This is a genomic window from Magnetospirillum aberrantis SpK, from assembly GCF_011022235.1.
GTDB lineage: Bacteria > Pseudomonadota > Alphaproteobacteria > Rhodospirillales > Magnetospirillaceae > Magnetospirillum > Magnetospirillum aberrantis.
In genome coordinates this window covers 59371-74786 of record NZ_JAAIYP010000047.1, presented here as the reverse complement: position 1 = coordinate 74786, position 15416 = coordinate 59371, and the positions used below count along the sequence as shown (strand labels likewise).

The window sequence follows — 15416 nt, the reverse complement described above, 5'->3', positions numbered from 1 at the left end:
ATCGACCCGTTGGCCGGAGGGAACTATTTCCCCTCGACGTGCCGCAGCAGCGCCAGCAATCCGGCAAGGATGTCCTGCGGCGCGGGCGGGCAGCCGGGAATGTGCAGATCCACCGGCAGCACCGCCGACACGCCGCCGGCCACCGCGTAGGAACCGGCGAAGCAGCCGCCGTCGCGGCCGCAATCGCCCAACGCCACCACCCATTTCGGGGCCGGCGTGGCCTCCCAGGTGCGGCGCAAGGCCTCGACCATGTTGTGGGTGACCGGGCCGGTGACCAGCAGCACGTCGGCATGGCGCGGGCTGGCCACGAACTTGATGCCGAAGCGTTCCAGGTCGTAGACCGGGTTGTTGACGGCGTGCAGTTCCAACTCGCAACCATTGCAACTGCCGGCGTCCACTTCGCGGATGGCCAGGCTGCGGCCCAGCCGGCCGCGCGCCTGGGCCGCGAACTCGTCGGCCAGTTCGGCCAGACCGTCGGGCGACGGCTCGGGGGCCTTGACGGTGTGCGGTCCCTTCAGCAGGTGGCGGGCGAACAGGTGCGAGATGGGGGGGATCATGTCGGCGAACCCTTTCGTGCCCCAGCGAAGGCGAGTCTAGAGATCATGGCCGGAATAGGAGCAATTGAAGGATTTGTTGATGATCGGGAAGTCGGCGACGATGTTGCCCTCGATCGCCGCCTCCAACAGCGGCCATTGGAACCAGCTGGGGTCGTGCGGGTGCAGCCGCACCACCTTGCCGGCCTCGGACAGCTTGAGCGACACCACGATCTCGCCGCGGAAGCCCTCGACGATGCCGATCCCTTCGCCGGCGCCGACGGGAACCTCGACGGCGATGGCACCGGTCGGCATGTGGGTCAGGATCTGTTCGATCAGCCGCAGGCTCTCGCGCACTTCCTCGGCACGGATCAACACGCGGGAATGGACGTCGCCTTCGGCTCGCACCGGGATGGTGAAGTCCAGGTCGTCATAGGGCGGATAGCCCGGCGTCTTGCGGGCGTCGTGTCCGCGTGAACTGGCGCGGCCGACGAAGCCGCCGGCGCCGAAGCGGTGCACCAGCGCGCCGGTGACGATGCCGGTGCCGGTGGTGCGGTCCAGAAGCGATGGGGTTTCCTCGTAAAGCGCCATGGCGCGGCGGAAGTCCTTGCCCACCTCGTGCAGCATCTTGCCCAAGGCGGCCCGGCATGGCGGTTCCAGGTCGGCGGCGACGCCGCCGGGAACGATCCGGTCCATCAGCAGGCGATGACCGAAGCAGGTGGCGTTGGCCCGCAGCACCTTCTCGCGCAACACCGACAGGTGGCTGAGCATGATGACGAAGGCGGCGTCGTTGCAGATGGCGCCGATGTCGCCCAGATGGTTGGCGATGCGCTCCAACTCGGCCATCAACGCCCGCAGGTAGCGGGCGCGCGGCGGCACCTCGACGGCCAGCGCCGCCTCGGCGGCATGCGCGGTGGCCAAGGCGTAGGCCACGGTGGAATCGCCCGACACCCGGCCGACCACACGCATGGCCTCGGCCAATGATTTGCCCTGGACCACGCCCTCGACGCCCTTGTGGACATAGCCCAGCCGTTCTTCGAGTCGCACCACCGTTTCGCCCTGGGCGTGAAAGCGGAAATGTCCCGGCTCGATGATGCCGGCATGCACCGGGCCTACCGGAATCTGGTGCAACCCGTCGCCCAGCGCCTCGCGGAAGCGATAGCGGTGCGGGCCGTCCTCGTAGGTCCGCGGGCTGCCCAAGGGGTGCTTGACCTGCCAGCGTCCGTGGTCCAGCCAAGCCCGCTGGTCGGCCAATCCCTGGGGGGCGAGGCCGTAAAGGTCGTGGATGGCGCGTTCCATGCGGATGGCGCCGGGCCGCCGCTTGCCCAGCCCGACGAAGCGCTGGTTGACGCAAGGATGCGACACCACGGCGATGTCGCCGTTTTCGTCGTCGCGGAACAGGGCGTGGACTTCGCCCGGTTCGGCCCATTCCGCCATCAGCACCCAATCAGCGGCGGACAGCCGGTCCTCGAAGGCGCGCCAGCCCGGCAGGTCGAGCTGGAAACGCGGCCATGGCTTGTGTCCGGCCACTTGGCGGCCGACGGACAGGAAATCGAGCAGGCTGACATGGCCGAGCATGGTCTACCCCAACAATCCGGCGACGTTCTGGAACCATTGCGCCAACAAGGGCGGAAGATACAGGCCGGCCACCAGCACCAGAACCAGATGTGCCCACATGGGGGCGTAGGCCATGGCCCCCCACCAGCCGCCCGGCCGCCCGTGGGCGGGATGCGGGTGGGCCGGCGGCGGTCCGAAGGCCATGCCCTGAAGGCGCCACAGCAGCGCCGCGAACGACAACAGCAACCCCACGATCAGCGGCAGCGCCAGCAACGGCTGGCGGGCGAAAGTGGAGCTGACCACCAGGAACTCGCTCATGAACACGCCCATGGGCGGCATGCCGGCGATGGCCAGCACCGCGACGACGAAGGCCCAGCCCAGCGCCGGGGTGGTTTCGGTCAGGCCGGAAATCTCGTTGATGCGTTTGGTGCCGGCGTTCTGGGTGATGATGCCGACGGCGAAGAACACCGCCGACTTGGTCAGCGAATGCATGGTCATGTGCATCAGTCCGGCGAAGTTGGCGACCGCGCCGCCCATGCCGAAGGCGAAGGTGATGACCCCCATGTGCTCGATCGAGGAATAGGCGAACAGCCGCTTGATGTCGCCGCGCCGGAACAGCATGAAGGCGGCGACGAACAGCGACGTCAGTCCCATCATGATCATCAGCGGCCCCGGCGCCAGGGTGTCGGGGTTGGAGGCGATGATCATCTTGAAGCGCAGCAGCGCATAAAGCGCCACGTTGAGCAGCAGGCCCGACAGCACCGCCGAGATCGGCGTCGGGCCTTCGGCATGGGCGTCGGGCAGCCAGGCGTGCAGCGGCGCCAGACCGACCTTGGTGCCGTATCCCACCAGGACGAAGACGAATCCCAGGTTCAGAAGGTCGGGCTGGAATCCGGCGGCTTTTTGCACCAAAAGCGTCCAGGCCATGGCGTCGGCTCCTTCGCCCATCACCGGCTGGGCCGCGAGATAGACCAAGGTGGTGCCGAACAGCGCCAGACCGATGCCCACCGAACACAGGATGAAATACTTCCACGCCGCCTCGATCGCCTCGCGCGAGCGGTACAGGCTGACCATCAACACGGTGGTCAGGGTCGCCGCCTCGACCGCCACCCACATGACACCGGTGTTGTTGGCGGTCAGCGCCAGCAACATGGTGAACAGGAAGGCCTGGTACATGGAGTGGTAGAAACGCAGGTGAACCGAGCTCAGCCGTTCGGCCTCGGTCTCGCGGGCGATGTAGGCGGCCGAGAACACCGAGGTGGTCATGCCGACAAAAGCGGTCAACGCCACCAGATAGACGTTGAAATCGTCGATGAACAACAGCCGCGTCGGCTCGGGCCGGTAGTGGAACAGCGACACCGAGGCGGCGAAGGTGACCACCGAAACGGCGACGTTGACCCACGACGCCAGCCGCCAGTTGGGCAGGACCGCCAGCAATCCCGCCGAGGCCAGCGGGATGGCCAGGATCCAGGTCAACGGATTGTCGAAGCCGGGCACGGTCATCAGCGGTCGCCCCGGAAGGTTTCGATGTAGTTGAGGTCCAGCGAGTCGAAGCGCTCGCGGATGCGGAAGAAGAAGATGCCGAACAGCGTCATCGCCACCAGCACCGAGAACGCCACCGAGATTTCCACCACCAGCGGCATGCCCTTGGCCGACACCGCCGCCAGGATCAAGCCGTTCTCCAGCGCCATGAAGCCGACCACCTGGGTCACCGCGTTGCGCCTTGTGATCATCATCAGCATGCCCAACAGCACGACGCTCATGGCCAGCGCCAGGCTTTCGCGGGTCAGCGCGGCGGAATGGGCGGTCACCGGCAGTACCAGAAGGATGCTGAGCGCCACCAGCGCCACGCCGATGATCATGGTCCAGCCGATGGACAGCGCGGTTTCCACCGTGCGGTGGATGCCAAGGCGTTCCACCAGCCAATGCAGGGCGAAAGGCACGATCATCGCCTTGAACACCAAGGCGATGGCGGCGGTGAAATAAAGGTGCGGGGCGTGCTGGATGTGGGCCTGCCACGCCGCCGCCGCCGCCAGGGCCAGCGCCTGGAACGAGAAGGTGTTGAGCACAGCGAACAGCCGGCGCTGGTACAGCAGGGCGAAGCCGGCCATCAGCACCGTGGCGCCGATCAGGTGGGCAAGGTCGTAGGAAAGCGCGGTCAACATGGCGGAACCGCCTTCGGCTGAGACATCACACCGCCTCCGACACGTACAGGAAGATGGTGGCGAGCAATCCCAGCAACAGCGCGCCGCCCAGGAAGTCGGCATAGCGGAACACCCGCATCTTGGCGATGGCGGTCTCGAACAGCGCCAGCGCGGTGGCCAACATCCAAAGCTTGCCCAGGAAACTGCCCATGCCCACCAGCACGCCTTCGGGTCCGGCCCCCGGCTGGGCCATGCCCCAGGGCGCGAACAGACAGGCGATCAAGGCCATGTAGAGCGTCAGCTTGACCATGGCCGCGGCCTCGATCATCGCCAGATGGCGGCCGGAATATTCCAGCACCATGGCTTCGTGCACCATGGTCAGTTCCAGGTGGGTCGCGGGATTGTCGATGGGAACGCGGCCGTTCTCGGCGATGGCGACCATGATCATGGCGGCCAGGGCCAGGCCGATGGACACCTCGACCCCGACGTTGCCGCCCAGCACGAAGGCGACGATCTGCGCCGGCTGGGTGGTGCCCGACACCAGGGACAGCGAAAAGGTGATCATCAGCATGGCCGGTTCCGCCAATGACGCGATCAGCATCTCGCGGCTGGCGCCGATGCCGCCGAAGGCGGTGCCGACATCCATGCCGGCCAGGGCCAGCCAGAACCGCCCCACCGCCAGCAACGCCACCAGCGCGATCATGTCGGCGGCGGGGGCCAGGAAGATGTTGGTGGTGAAGGTGGGAATCAGGCACGCCGCCAGCCAGGCCGAGGCGAACACCACATAAGGCGCCGCGCGGAAAATCCACGACGCCGAATGGGCGATCACCGCTTCCTTCTGGGTCAGGCGGTAAAGGTCGCGATAGGGCTGGAACGGCGACGGCCCGCGGCGTCCGTTCAGCCGCGCCTTGAACCACCGCACGTAGCCGGTGACCAGGGGCGCGGTGGCCAGTGCCAGGACGATCTGAAGCACTTGCCACAAGATGGGGGCGAACAGGGGATGGTGGTTCATTGCTGTTGCCTCACCGCCACCACCAGCAACAGGAACACCAAGGTACAGAACATCATCAGCAGATAGCGGCGCACGGTCAGGAACTGCAAGCGGTTGACCTGATCCGCGATCAGATTGATCAGCCACGCCAGCCGCAGATAAAGGCCGTTCCAGATGGGGTCGGTCATGGCCAGCGAATGGCGGGCCGGGGAATCGTCGCCGGGTTGCGGCATGACCACCGTCTCGCGGGCCTGGAACACCGTGGCGGCGATGGAGCGGCGCAGCGGTTGGGCGAAGGACTGGCCGGTGTACTGGGTGGCGGGGTTGTCTTCGGGGGTGCCGCAATCCCAGGCGTCGGCGGCGCGCATGCGGTTGTTGCCCATGCGGTGGACCAAGGCGATGGCGATGCCGAACAGGGCCAGCCCGACCATCACCAGCACGGTGCCGGAATAGGACCCCCGCGTGTTGGACACCGGCGACAGGAACGGCCAGCCCAGATCCGACGACACGGCGAAGCTGGTGCCCAGCAACGGCTGCACCACCACCGACAAGGCGTCGGTGACGGTGACCGGAATGGCGCCAAGACCCACGCACAATGCCGCCAGCGCCACCAGCGTCCAGCGCATGCCGGCGCTGACGTCGCCGGCCTCGGCGGCGGCGGCCGAGCGCGGCCGGCCCAGGAAGGCGATGCCATAGGCACGCACGAAACAGGTGGCGGCCAAGGCGGCGGCCAGGGCCAGAAACGCTCCGACCACGGGCACGCCGAACTTCATGGCCCAATGGGGCACCACCGGCCCCTTGAACAGGGATTGCAGCACCAGCCATTCGGACACGAAGCCGTTGAGCGGCGGCAGCGCCGAAATGGCCGCCGCGCCCACCAGGAAGGCGGCGCCGGTCCACGGCATGCGCTTGAGCAATCCGCCCAGCGCGCCCAAGGAGCGTTCGCCGGTGGCGGTGATGACGGCGCCGGCGCCCAGGAACAACAGGCTTTTGATCACCGCGTGGTTGAGCGCGTGGTACAGGCCGGCCACCAGCGCCAGCGCCGCCAGGCTTTTCTCGCCGTCGTCCTTGAAGGCGATGGCCAGGCCAAGGCCGATGACCACGATGCCGACGTTTTCCACGGTGGAATAGGCCAGCAGGGTCTTGAGGTCGTCCTGCATCACCGCGTAAAGCACGCCCATCACCGCCGAGACGCCGCCGACCACCATCATGGCGGCGCCCCATTGCCAGCCCACATGGCCGTGCAGGTCGAACAGGACACGGATCAGGCCGTAAAGGGCGACCTTGGTCATCACCCCGCTCATCAGCGCCGAGACGTGGCTGGGCGCGGCGGGGTGAGCCAGCGGCAGCCAGGCGTGCAGCGGCACCAATCCGGCCTTGCTGCCGGCCCCCATCAGCACCAGCAGCACCACCAGCGGTCCGGCCACCGGCCCCAGCGAATGCAGGCGCATGGAAGCGAAGGTGTAGTCGCCGCCCCCGCCCGCCAACAGGCCGAAGGCCGGCAACAGGCAGAAGGTGCCGAACACCGCCATGCTGAGATAGACCATGGCCGCCTTGCGGTTCTCGTCGCGGCGGTGGTCGGCCAGCACCATCAGCCACGAGGTCAGCGACATGAATTCCCACGCCACCAGGAAGACGAAGGCGTCGTCGCCCACCAGGACGGCGTTCATGGCGAACAGGAACAGCGGATAGAACGGCGTCACCCGCCGACGTTCGGCAAGATGGGCCGAATAGCCCACCGCGAAGGCCGAGGCGGCGGCGGCCGGCACGTTGACGATCAGCAGGAACAGGGCGGACAGGTTGTCGACGCGGAAATGGGCGTGCAGCCAGGGCAGGCCGAACGGCAACACCAGGGTCGGCGCGCCCCCGGTCTGGGTGCCGAGATGGTCGAGGCCGGCGGCCACCAGGGCCACCGAGGACAGGAAGCACCCGGCGTAGACCAGTCCGTGCACGGCGCCGCCACGTCCCCAGACGATGGTCAGCAACGACAGCAGCGGCAGCGCCGAAAGCGCGGCAACGATCAGCATGGGCGCCCTTTCTTCCGGCGCCGGCTGGAATGCTCAGTCCGCAAAGACCCCTCCGCCCCCACGTCCGCAGGGAATGTGCCGACCCCCTTTGCGGCGCGGTTGTTCAACCGGGGGCGACGGATTGTAACACGCGGCCCCCGATCGGCAACAATCCCCCGACAGGATGGGTATAGGGCGAAAGGATGGGGCGGCGGTGCCGCCCCGAACGCTTACTTGCGGAACTTGTAGGTGAAGCCGGCCAGGATGGCGTGGCTGGAATATTCACCCTTGACCTTGTCGCTGTCGGTGTCCTTGAACTCGGGGTCCTGGGTGCCGAAATAGCGGTATTGCGCGCTCAGCTCCCAGTTCTTGGCAATGTCGTAGGACACGCCGGCGAAGCCTTGGTAGGCGAACACGATATCGGTGTCGTCCACCAATTTGCCGTTGGGGGACTTCCAATCGACGCCGATGCGGCTCATGCCGATGCCGACGCCGACGAAGGGGTGCCACTTGGATTTGGGCAGGAACTGGTAGACGCCGTTGGCCATCAGCGACAGCGACGAAGTATGGCCCGACAGCTTGCCGTCGATGTCGGTCAAGGATTTGAGGCCGCTGCTGCGGTAGGCGAGTTCACCTTCCAGCCGGGGGGTGCCGAAGCTGGACGCCTTGAATCCGTACCCACCATGCATTTGAACCGCGTAGCCGGTATCGTTGCCGACCTTCATGTCGTTGTTGAACGCGTCGCTTTTCAGGTCGCTGTCCTGAAGGAAGTTCACGCCGGCGTCGGCACCCATGTACCACTGGGCCTGGGCGACGCCCGGCAGGGCGGTCAGCGCGGCCACGGCAAGAAATTTGATGAATTTCATTTTTATCTTCCCGAACCAAAAGAAAAGCGCGCCGACCGATGTCGGGCGCGCGTGAGCAAGCGATAATTGCCATGGTTCGAGAAAGGCGTCACGACTGAAAATTGCGAAACCGCGTCAATATGACCTTACGGCATATGGGGTGATGCCGAGACTAAACCGCGTATTGTTTTTCCGTGTTTCGAATCAACTCGATGCCCTGGATCATCTCGGACGCCATGAAGTCGGCACGCTTGACCGGGCCGCCCGAGATCGGACGCGGGAAGTTGCGGGCGAACGAGTTCATCTTCACCGTCAACCCGCACAACGCGGCGCCGATGGTGACGTGGTAGCGCTCGATCAGCGTCTTGACCTGGCGGAACTCTTCTTGGTTGAGGTTGTTCCACATCTCGCGGGTCCGTTTCTCGAACTGTTCGAGGCGCCCGGTGATGGAGGCCGAGATGTTGTTGATGGTGTCCTCGATGATGTCGCAGGTCTTCATCAGCCCGGCATCCTGCCGGAGCTGGAAGTGCGAGCGGATCGGCTTGAGACTGTCGACGCACGAGGTGAAATAGGGTTCCAGGCGGTCCAGGCAGTGCCGGAAATAACTGAGCGACAGGAAGGTGTCGCCGTAATCCTCGAGGAAACGGGGCACGTCCCAGATTTCGACGTTCAGGCTTTGCGCCATCTGTTCCAGCCGTTGGCGGGCCTTCTTGACGTCGGGGTCGCGGAACAGCTTCAACAGGTCGTCATAGGTCTGGATGTTCACCGATTCGTCGGCATAGATCATCTTCATCAGCGGCCGGGTGAACATGATCATGTATTTGGTCAACTCGGCCGCCTTGTCGGGGCTGAGCTTGAGCGCCGAGTAGTCGTTGACCGGAATGCCGTGCTCGCGCAGGGAAATGCGCAGGGAATAGACGTCGTAGCTGGGCAGCAGCGCCAGCCGGCGCAAGATGCCGTGGTCGGGGTGCAACTGGTTGTCCGGCCACTCGAACATGCGCGGCAGGCTTTCGATGTCCACCTGACCCGAACCGGTCTGGACGTCCTGGAAGATCTCGACGACACTTTTCAGTCTGACGTTCTTGATCAGCTTGGCGCTTTGCAGCGCCGGCGTTTCCAAGGGGATGATCGAAAGCGGCAGCACGAACATGGAATCCATGTCGCTGTCGGCAATCGCTTTAAGCTCGTCGTCCATTGAACCCCAGCCAGACGGTTAGCCGCGCCATATTGCCCCGTTTCCCAGCGCCGCGAAACCGAGAATATGCCATGTTTCCTGACCGGATGGTGTAAAGTCTTGGGCAATACTTGCGACCGGACGTAAAAGGAGGTGCGCGTGTCGAGGGGTGGCCTGAGGAGCGTGCTGGCGGCCGGCCTGATGCTGGCGGCGGCGGTTGCCGGGGCGCAGGAACTGCGCTTTTTCCAACTGGGAACCGGCCCCACCGGCGAGACCCGTTTCCCCATCGGCGGCCTGATCGCCAACGCGCTGTCCAATCCCCCCGGTTCGCGTGAATGCGAGCGTGGCGGCAGTTGCGGCGTGCCAGGGCTGGTGGCGGTGGGCAAGTCCACCAACGGTTCCGATGCCAACGTCGAGGCGTTGCGTGGCCGCAAGCTGGATGCCGCGCTGGTCCATGCCGACATCGCCTTTTGGGCCTATCACGGCATCGGCCCGTACAAGGGCAAGGCGGTTCCCAACCTGCGGGGCGTCGCCATGGTCTATCCCGAGACCCTGCATCTGGTGGCGCGGGCCGATGCCGGTATCCGTTCGGTATCCGACCTCAGGGGCAAGCGGCTGTCCTTGGGCGAACGCGACAGCGCGTTGTACCACCACGGGAAATTGATTCTTGGCGCCTGGGGGGTGCCGGAAAAGCGGGTCAAGCTGTCGGCCCTGAAACCGGTCGCCGCCGCCCAGGCCCTGGCCGAGGACAAGCTGGACGCCTTTTTGGTGCTGGACGGGGCGCCATTGACGCTGGTTGCCGACCTGGCGCGCACCGTTCCCGTGGTGCTGGTGCCGTTGGATGGCGCGGCCGCCGAACGGATCCGGGCGCAAAATCCCTTCCTGATCGAGGCCGAGATCGCCGCCGGTCTTTACGCCGGCCAGATTGCGGCGGTGCCGACCCTGGCGGTGGGGGTGGCGCTTTTGGCGCCGGCCGAGGAAGACAAGGACCTGATGTTCGGGGTCACCCGCGCGTTGTGGCATCCCTCGACCCAGAAATTGCTGGCCCAGGGCAATCCGCGCGGGCGGCTGGTCCGGCTTGACGCCCAGGTGCTGACCCGCATGGGCATCCCGTTGCATCCCGGCGCCGTCGCCTTCTACGAAGAGGCCGGGATCGCCCATTGAGGCCGAAAATTGACCGGAAGGTTCAGTCCTCGGCCGCCTGTTTCCAATCCTGCATGGGCGCCAACGACCAGATGGCCTCGCAATAGGCCCGCGACACCGGGTCCATCGCGATGGCGAAGGTGGTGAAGCGGCTGACCACCGGGGCGTACATGGCGTCGGCCACCGAAAACCGCCCGAACAGGAACGGTCCGCCGGCCTTGGCGCCGAAGCGGGCGCGGCAATCGTTCCACAGCGCCTGGATGCGGTCGATCTCGGTCTGGACCTCGGGGGGAACCTCGGCCAGCGGGGTCAGCGCACATATGTCCATGGAACAGGTGTTGCGCAGGTTGGGAAAGCCGGAATGCATCTCGGCCGACACGGCACGGGCCACGGCGCGGGCCTCGCGTCCCTCGGGCCACAAGGTCGGATGCAGTTCCGCGAGGTATTCGCAAATGGCCAGCGAATCCCAGACCGTCACCTCGCCGTGGATCAGGCACGGCACCTTGCCCGACGGCGAATGCCTGAGGATTTCCGCCTTGGTTTCCGGCTGGCGCAGGGCAATCAGGATCTCGTCGAAATCGACGTTGGCCATCCTGGCCGCCAGCCACGGACGCAGGGACCATGACGAATAACGCTTGGTGCCGATGACCAGGGTCATGGATGCGGACATGGGGAACCTCTGCCGTTTGGGGACCGGCGGGCATGATCGCCCTGACCGCGGCGGGCGGCAAGGTGGTCTTTTCATCGACGCCGCTCTGGGTCATTGTGGCGCCCTCTGGATCGCAGCAAAGGAAAGCGCGCGGTGTTGCAGCATGTGGTGGACGCGACGGCGGCGGCGGTCGATCTGATCGCCGTCGGAAAATCGGAATTCGACGCCTGGGCGGCGGTCCAGCCGGCTCATGTGCGGGTGTGGGCCCAGGCCAACGGCTTTACCGGCGAGGGCGGACAGGTTTGTCCGGTGCCGAACGTCGACGGCTCGCTGTCGCTGGTGCTGGTGGGGGCGCCCGATGCCGACGATCCCTGGGGCTGGGCGGCGTTGCCGGCCAAGTTGCCGGCCGGCGTGTTCCGCATCGCCCAACCGATGACCGCGCGTGCCGCCAGTTGGGCGGTCGCCGGCTGGGCGCTCGCCACCTACAGCTTCGGCCGCTACAAAAGCCGGCCGGGCAAGACCTGGCCCAGGCTGGTGTGGCCCGAGGCCGCGGATCGCGGCTGGGTGGAACGGGTGGTCGAAGCAACCGCCCTGGTGCGGGACCTGATCAACACCCCAGCCGCCGACATGGGCCCGGCCGAGCTGGCCGCCGCCGCCGAGGCCCTGGCGGCGCGCCATGGCGCCACCGTGCGGGTGGTGGTGGGCGACGGCCTGCTGGCGGAAAACTATCCGGCCATCCACGCCGTCGGCCGTGCCGCCGCCGTCCATCGCCAGCCGCGGTTGGTCGATCTTGTCTGGGGTGACGAGAACGCGCCGCGCGTCACCTTGGTCGGCAAGGGGGTGTGCTTCGATTCCGGCGGTCTCGACCTCAAGCCGTCGGGGGCCATGAAATTGATGAAGAAGGACATGGGCGGTGCCGCCCATGTGCTGGGTCTGGCCTCGATGGTGATGGCGGCCGGGTTGCCGGTGCGGCTGCGGGTGCTGGTGGCGGCGGTGGAGAACGCCGTCTCGGGCGACGCCATGCGCCCCCTGGACGTGCTGTCCACTCGCAAGGGGCTGACGGTCGAGGTCGGCAACACCGACGCCGAGGGCCGGCTGGTGCTGGCCGACGCGCTGTGCGAGGCGTCGGCCGAGAATCCGGCCCTGCTGATCGACATGGCGACCCTGACCGGGGCGGCGCGCACGGCGCTTGGGACCGAGGTGCCGGCCTTGTTCACCAATGACGACGATCTGGCCGCCGACCTGGCCGCCGCTTCCGAGGTGCAGGCCGATCCCTTGTGGCGTCTGCCGCTCTATCGGCCCTATCGCCGCATGCTCGACAGCAAGGTGGCCGACCTCAACAACGTTTCCGATGGGCCCTATGCGGGGGCCATCACCGCCGCCTTGTTCCTTCAGGAATTCGTCGGCCCCGGCATTCCATGGGCGCATTTCGACGTGATGGCGTGGAACACCGCGTCGCGGCCGGGTCGTCCCGACGGTGGCGAGGCCATGGCCCTGCGGGCGCTTTATGCGGTGATCGCGAAACGATTCGGCGGTTAATCAAATTTTCAGCTCTGTGCGTTGTTTTTCAGGAAAGTTCCGGCAAGGACCGCAAGTGTTGTTGCCGGAACGTCTGGGACAGGCTAAAAGATTTCGTCCACGGAATGACTGGGCCGGGGGAAATGGGTTTTCAGCTCAAGGCAGTGCAGGCGCTTGACCTGTGGCGCGGCGCCATCGTGGAAAGCGTGCGTCGTGACGGCCCCGACCTGTCGGCGCGCCAGATGGCGTTGCTGTTGACCGTCTATCTGACCCCGCCGCCGCACACCGTGCGCGGTCTGGCTCAGACCATGAACGTGTCCAAGCCGGCCATTACCCGCGCGCTCGACCGTCTGTCGGAACTGGGCTTGATCAAGCGCAAGACCGACGAAACCGATCGCCGTTCGGTTCTGGTTCAGCGCACGGTCAAGGGGTCGGTCTACCTGCGCGAGTTCGGCGACCTGATCGTCGCCGCAGCGGCCACCGCCGGCGACGACGCGGCACAATAAGAATTTCCGGCGACGACGCGGCACAGTCAATCTTCTCCGGCAAAGACCTGATTATACCTGAGGACATCTGCCCGCCCGTTGCGGAATAGCCTATGCTGACCCGACCAACCAGGGGTGGGTGGGTAAAATGGGCAAGAGCGGGTCGCGGGTCGCCGGTGATGACGGGGCGGTGTTGATCGTCGACGACAGCGCCACCGCGCGGGCGTTGATCGAGCGGGCGCTCAGGGTGTTCATGGACGTCGAGGTGGTGAAGGTGGCCGAGGCCGAGGCCGGCCTGGAGATGCTGCGGCGTCGCGACGACATCCATCTGGTGATGCTGGACCATCAGCTGGACACCATGACCGGGTTGGATTTCCTGGCCCACATGGCGGAAATTCCCCGCTGCGGCGACATTCCGGTGCTGGTGGTCACCGCGCTTGAGCACGACGACGACCTGATCAGTGCCTATCTTGACGCCGGTGCCGCCGAATTCATGCCGAAACGCTATCGGCCGCCGCTGTTCCGGGCGCGTGTCACCTCGCTGTTGCGTCAGCATGCCGATCTGCGCCGTCGTCGCGTCGCCGAATCGAAACTGGCGCGGGAGCATGAGCGGCAACAGCAATTGCTGTGCAACACCCTGCCGCCCAGGGTGGCGCGCGAGGTGCTGGAGACCGGAACGTTCCGCCCTTCGGTGATCGAGCATGCCGGCATCTTGTTCGCCGACGTCTGCGGCTTTACCCGTTACACCCGCGAGAACAGCCCGGCCAAGGTGGTGGTCGGCCTGAACCGTCTGGTTCGCCGTTTCGAGAGCATTTCGGAAAGCATGGGGCTGGAGAAGATCAAGACCATCGGCGACGCCTACATGGCGGCCATCGGCGTGCTGGAACCGGCTGATCGGATCGAGCAACGGATGGTCGCGGCGGCGCAAGAGATGATCCGTCAGGCCCGCGATCTGGGAATCGGCTGGGAAGTCCGGGTTGGCCTCGCCTTCGGTCCGGCGGTGGGGGGCATTATCGGTGGTCGCCGCATGCAGTTCGACGTGTGGGGTGAAACCGTCAACCTGGCGGCCCGGCTGTGCGCCAGTGCCGAACCGTCACAAATTTGCCTGACCGGCGCCTGTTGCTGCGCCTTGGGGGGCGATTACGCCCGTGTCCCGATGCGCAAGGTGGTGCTCAAGGGGGTGGGCGAATGCGAGGTGGCGTTCATGGACGGCTTGGTGGCGGCTTGAAAAATCATAAATGAAATCGAACGAAACAAGGAAATCGTTCGATTGGACTTGTATTGTCCGGCCATGCTCTGTTGTCGGCCATGACGACTTCCTCTCGCATCCTCGTGCTCAACCGTCCGCCGCTGGCGGGCTTTGTCCTTGTCGCGCTGTTCGCCGCCACCGCCCAGGTGGTGGCGGCGTGGGGGCCGCTGGCGGTTCTTGGCATCAGTCCGCTGATCGTCGGCATCGTGCTGGGCGCGCTGTTCGCCAACGGTCTGGGCCAGCCGGTGCCGGAAAGCTGGCGCCCCGGCGTGGTGTTTTCCGCCAAGACCTTGCTTCGGGTGGCGGTGGCGTTCTACGGCTTCCGCATCACCTTGTCCGATCTGGCGGCGGTGGGGGTCGAAGGAATCTCGGTCGCGGTGGTCATGCTGGCCTCGACCTTCGCCCTGGGGGCGGCCTTGGGCATCAGGGTGTTCCGGCTGGCGCCGCCCCTGGCGCTGATGATCGCCGCCGGCAGCGCGGTGTGCGGCGCGGCGGCGGTGCTGGCGACCGAGCCGGTGGTGCGCGGCAAGCCGCATGAAGGCGGCATCGCCGTCGGAACGGTGGTGATCTTCGGCACGCTTGCCATGCTGCTTTATCCGGTGGCCTTCGCCTCGGGGCTGTTGGGTTTCGACCAGGCGAGCTATGGGCTCTATGCCGGGGCCAGCCTGCACGAGGTGGCGCATGTGGTCGCCGCCGGCCGCGCCGTCGGCGCCGAGGCGGCGGCCAACGCGGTCATCGTCAAGATGGTGCGGGTGATGTTGCTGGCTCCCCTGTTGGCCGGTCTGGGGCTGGTTCTCGCCCGGCGCGGTGGCGCCGGCCACGGCCGCGCCCCGTTTCCGTGGTTCGCGGTCGGCTTCCTGGCGTGCGTCGCCGTCAACTCCACCGGCATGGTCCCGGCCGATCTGGTGACGGCGCTCAACCAGTTCGACCTGTTTGCGCTGACCATGGCCATGTGCGCGCTTGGCCTGGAAACCAGCTTCGCCAAGGTGCGGGCGGTGGGGCCCCGGCCGTTTTTCCTGGCCAGTTGTCTTGCCGTGTGGCTGGCGGTGGGGGGATATTGGGTGACCGTGCTGGTGCATCGGATGCTTGGCGCGGGGTGAACCTGATCATGGAAAAGGGCCG

The 15416-nt window shown here is 66.2% G+C and carries 14 protein-coding genes; 5 read left to right on the top strand and 9 right to left on the bottom strand.

Going from position 1 to position 15416, the window contains the following annotated elements; genetic code table 11:
- Nucleotides 1-23 precede the first annotated feature (23 nt).
- The 8 genes from G4223_RS19300 to G4223_RS19265 all read right to left on the bottom strand — a co-directional run bounded on the left by G4223_RS19300 (nucleotide 24) and on the right by G4223_RS19265 (nucleotide 9271).
- Nucleotides 24-557, bottom strand: coding sequence for an NADH-quinone oxidoreductase subunit B family protein (locus G4223_RS19300; RefSeq protein WP_163683112.1), 534 nt, complete (start codon nucleotides 555-557; stop codon nucleotides 24-26).
- A gap of 36 nt (nucleotides 558-593) precedes the next feature.
- Complete coding sequence (locus tag G4223_RS19295; RefSeq protein ID WP_163683110.1) at nucleotides 594-2111, bottom strand: hydrogenase large subunit; 1518 nt, start codon at nucleotides 2109-2111, stop codon at nucleotides 594-596.
- A 3-nt stretch (nucleotides 2112-2114) separates the two neighbouring features.
- Nucleotides 2115-3593 carry a hydrogenase 4 subunit F gene (locus G4223_RS19290; protein WP_163683107.1) on the bottom strand — a complete coding sequence of 493 codons (1479 nt, stop codon included), beginning with the start codon at nucleotides 3591-3593 and terminating at the stop codon, nucleotides 2115-2117.
- Entirely contained in the window at nucleotides 3593-4255 is a 663-nt protein-coding gene (locus tag G4223_RS19285) for a hydrogenase-4 component E (RefSeq protein ID WP_163683106.1), read from the bottom strand. Before G4223_RS19285 ends, G4223_RS19290 begins: the two co-directional genes overlap by 1 nt.
- Nucleotides 4256-4280: 25 nt before the next feature.
- Nucleotides 4281-5246 carry a respiratory chain complex I subunit 1 family protein gene (locus G4223_RS19280; protein ID WP_163683104.1) on the bottom strand — a complete coding sequence of 322 codons (966 nt, stop codon included), beginning with the start codon at nucleotides 5244-5246 and terminating at the stop codon, nucleotides 4281-4283.
- Entirely contained in the window at nucleotides 5243-7252 is a 2010-nt protein-coding gene (gene hyfB / locus G4223_RS19275) for a hydrogenase 4 subunit B (protein ID WP_163683103.1), read from the bottom strand. The genes G4223_RS19280 and hyfB overlap by 4 nt, the downstream gene beginning before the upstream one ends.
- 209 nt (nucleotides 7253-7461) lie before the next feature.
- Entirely contained in the window at nucleotides 7462-8097 is a 636-nt protein-coding gene (locus G4223_RS19270; RefSeq protein ID WP_163683101.1) for an outer membrane protein, read from the bottom strand.
- Nucleotides 8098-8248: 151 nt separating this feature from the next.
- Nucleotides 8249-9271, bottom strand: coding sequence for a hypothetical protein (locus tag G4223_RS19265; protein ID WP_163683099.1), 1023 nt, complete (start codon nucleotides 9269-9271; stop codon nucleotides 8249-8251).
- A 138-nt stretch (nucleotides 9272-9409) separates the two neighbouring features.
- On the opposite strand from G4223_RS19265, the gene G4223_RS19260 reads away from it, so the two are divergent.
- Complete coding sequence (locus G4223_RS19260) at nucleotides 9410-10414, top strand: TAXI family TRAP transporter solute-binding subunit (RefSeq protein ID WP_338086940.1); 1005 nt, start codon at nucleotides 9410-9412, stop codon at nucleotides 10412-10414.
- A gap of 22 nt (nucleotides 10415-10436) precedes the next feature.
- Here the strand turns inward: G4223_RS19260 and G4223_RS19255 are convergent, their stop codons facing one another.
- A complete protein-coding gene (locus G4223_RS19255) occupies nucleotides 10437-11063 on the bottom strand; it encodes a glutathione S-transferase family protein (protein ID WP_163683096.1) in 627 nt (208 codons plus the stop codon).
- Nucleotides 11064-11195: 132 nt separating this feature from the next.
- On the opposite strand from G4223_RS19255, the gene G4223_RS19250 reads away from it, so the two are divergent.
- The 4 genes from G4223_RS19250 (at nucleotide 11196) to G4223_RS19235 (ending at nucleotide 15394) form a co-directional block, all read left to right on the top strand.
- A complete protein-coding gene (locus G4223_RS19250) occupies nucleotides 11196-12581 on the top strand; it encodes a leucyl aminopeptidase family protein (RefSeq protein ID WP_163683094.1) in 1386 nt (461 codons plus the stop codon).
- A gap of 122 nt (nucleotides 12582-12703) precedes the next feature.
- Nucleotides 12704-13066, top strand: coding sequence for a MarR family transcriptional regulator (locus G4223_RS19245; RefSeq protein WP_163683092.1), 363 nt, complete (start codon nucleotides 12704-12706; stop codon nucleotides 13064-13066).
- A gap of 127 nt (nucleotides 13067-13193) precedes the next feature.
- Complete coding sequence (locus G4223_RS19240) at nucleotides 13194-14273, top strand: adenylate/guanylate cyclase domain-containing protein (RefSeq protein WP_163683090.1); 1080 nt, start codon at nucleotides 13194-13196, stop codon at nucleotides 14271-14273.
- Between the two features lie 80 nt (nucleotides 14274-14353).
- Entirely contained in the window at nucleotides 14354-15394 is a 1041-nt protein-coding gene (locus G4223_RS19235; protein WP_163683088.1) for a YeiH family protein, read from the top strand.
- Nucleotides 15395-15416: the final 22 nt, after the last annotated feature.

What these genes read in the sequence shown, in the direction of transcription:
- G4223_RS19300 (WP_163683112.1), bottom strand. Translation starts at nt 557, where the DNA reads ATGATCCCCCCCATCTCGCACCTGTTCGCCCGCCACCTGCTGAAGGGA.
- G4223_RS19295 (WP_163683110.1), bottom strand. Translation starts at nt 2,111, where the DNA reads ATGCTCGGCCATGTCAGCCTGCTCGATTTCCTGTCCGTCGGCCGCCAA.
- G4223_RS19290 (WP_163683107.1), bottom strand. Translation starts at nt 3,593, where the DNA reads ATGACCGTGCCCGGCTTCGACAATCCGTTGACCTGGATCCTGGCCATC.
- G4223_RS19285 (WP_163683106.1), bottom strand. Translation starts at nt 4,255, where the DNA reads ATGTTGACCGCGCTTTCCTACGACCTTGCCCACCTGATCGGCGCCACG.
- G4223_RS19280 (WP_163683104.1), bottom strand. Translation starts at nt 5,246, where the DNA reads ATGAACCACCATCCCCTGTTCGCCCCCATCTTGTGGCAAGTGCTTCAG.
- hyfB (WP_163683103.1), bottom strand. Translation starts at nt 7,252, where the DNA reads ATGCTGATCGTTGCCGCGCTTTCGGCGCTGCCGCTGCTGTCGTTGCTG.
- G4223_RS19270 (WP_163683101.1), bottom strand. Translation starts at nt 8,097, where the DNA reads ATGAAATTCATCAAATTTCTTGCCGTGGCCGCGCTGACCGCCCTGCCG.
- G4223_RS19265 (WP_163683099.1), bottom strand. Translation starts at nt 9,271, where the DNA reads ATGGACGACGAGCTTAAAGCGATTGCCGACAGCGACATGGATTCCATG.
- G4223_RS19255 (WP_163683096.1), bottom strand. Translation starts at nt 11,063, where the DNA reads ATGTCCGCATCCATGACCCTGGTCATCGGCACCAAGCGTTATTCGTCA.
- G4223_RS19245 (WP_163683092.1), top strand. Translation starts at nt 12,704, where the DNA reads ATGGGTTTTCAGCTCAAGGCAGTGCAGGCGCTTGACCTGTGGCGCGGC.
- G4223_RS19240 (WP_163683090.1), top strand. Translation starts at nt 13,194, where the DNA reads ATGGGCAAGAGCGGGTCGCGGGTCGCCGGTGATGACGGGGCGGTGTTG.
- G4223_RS19235 (WP_163683088.1), top strand. Translation starts at nt 14,354, where the DNA reads ATGACGACTTCCTCTCGCATCCTCGTGCTCAACCGTCCGCCGCTGGCG.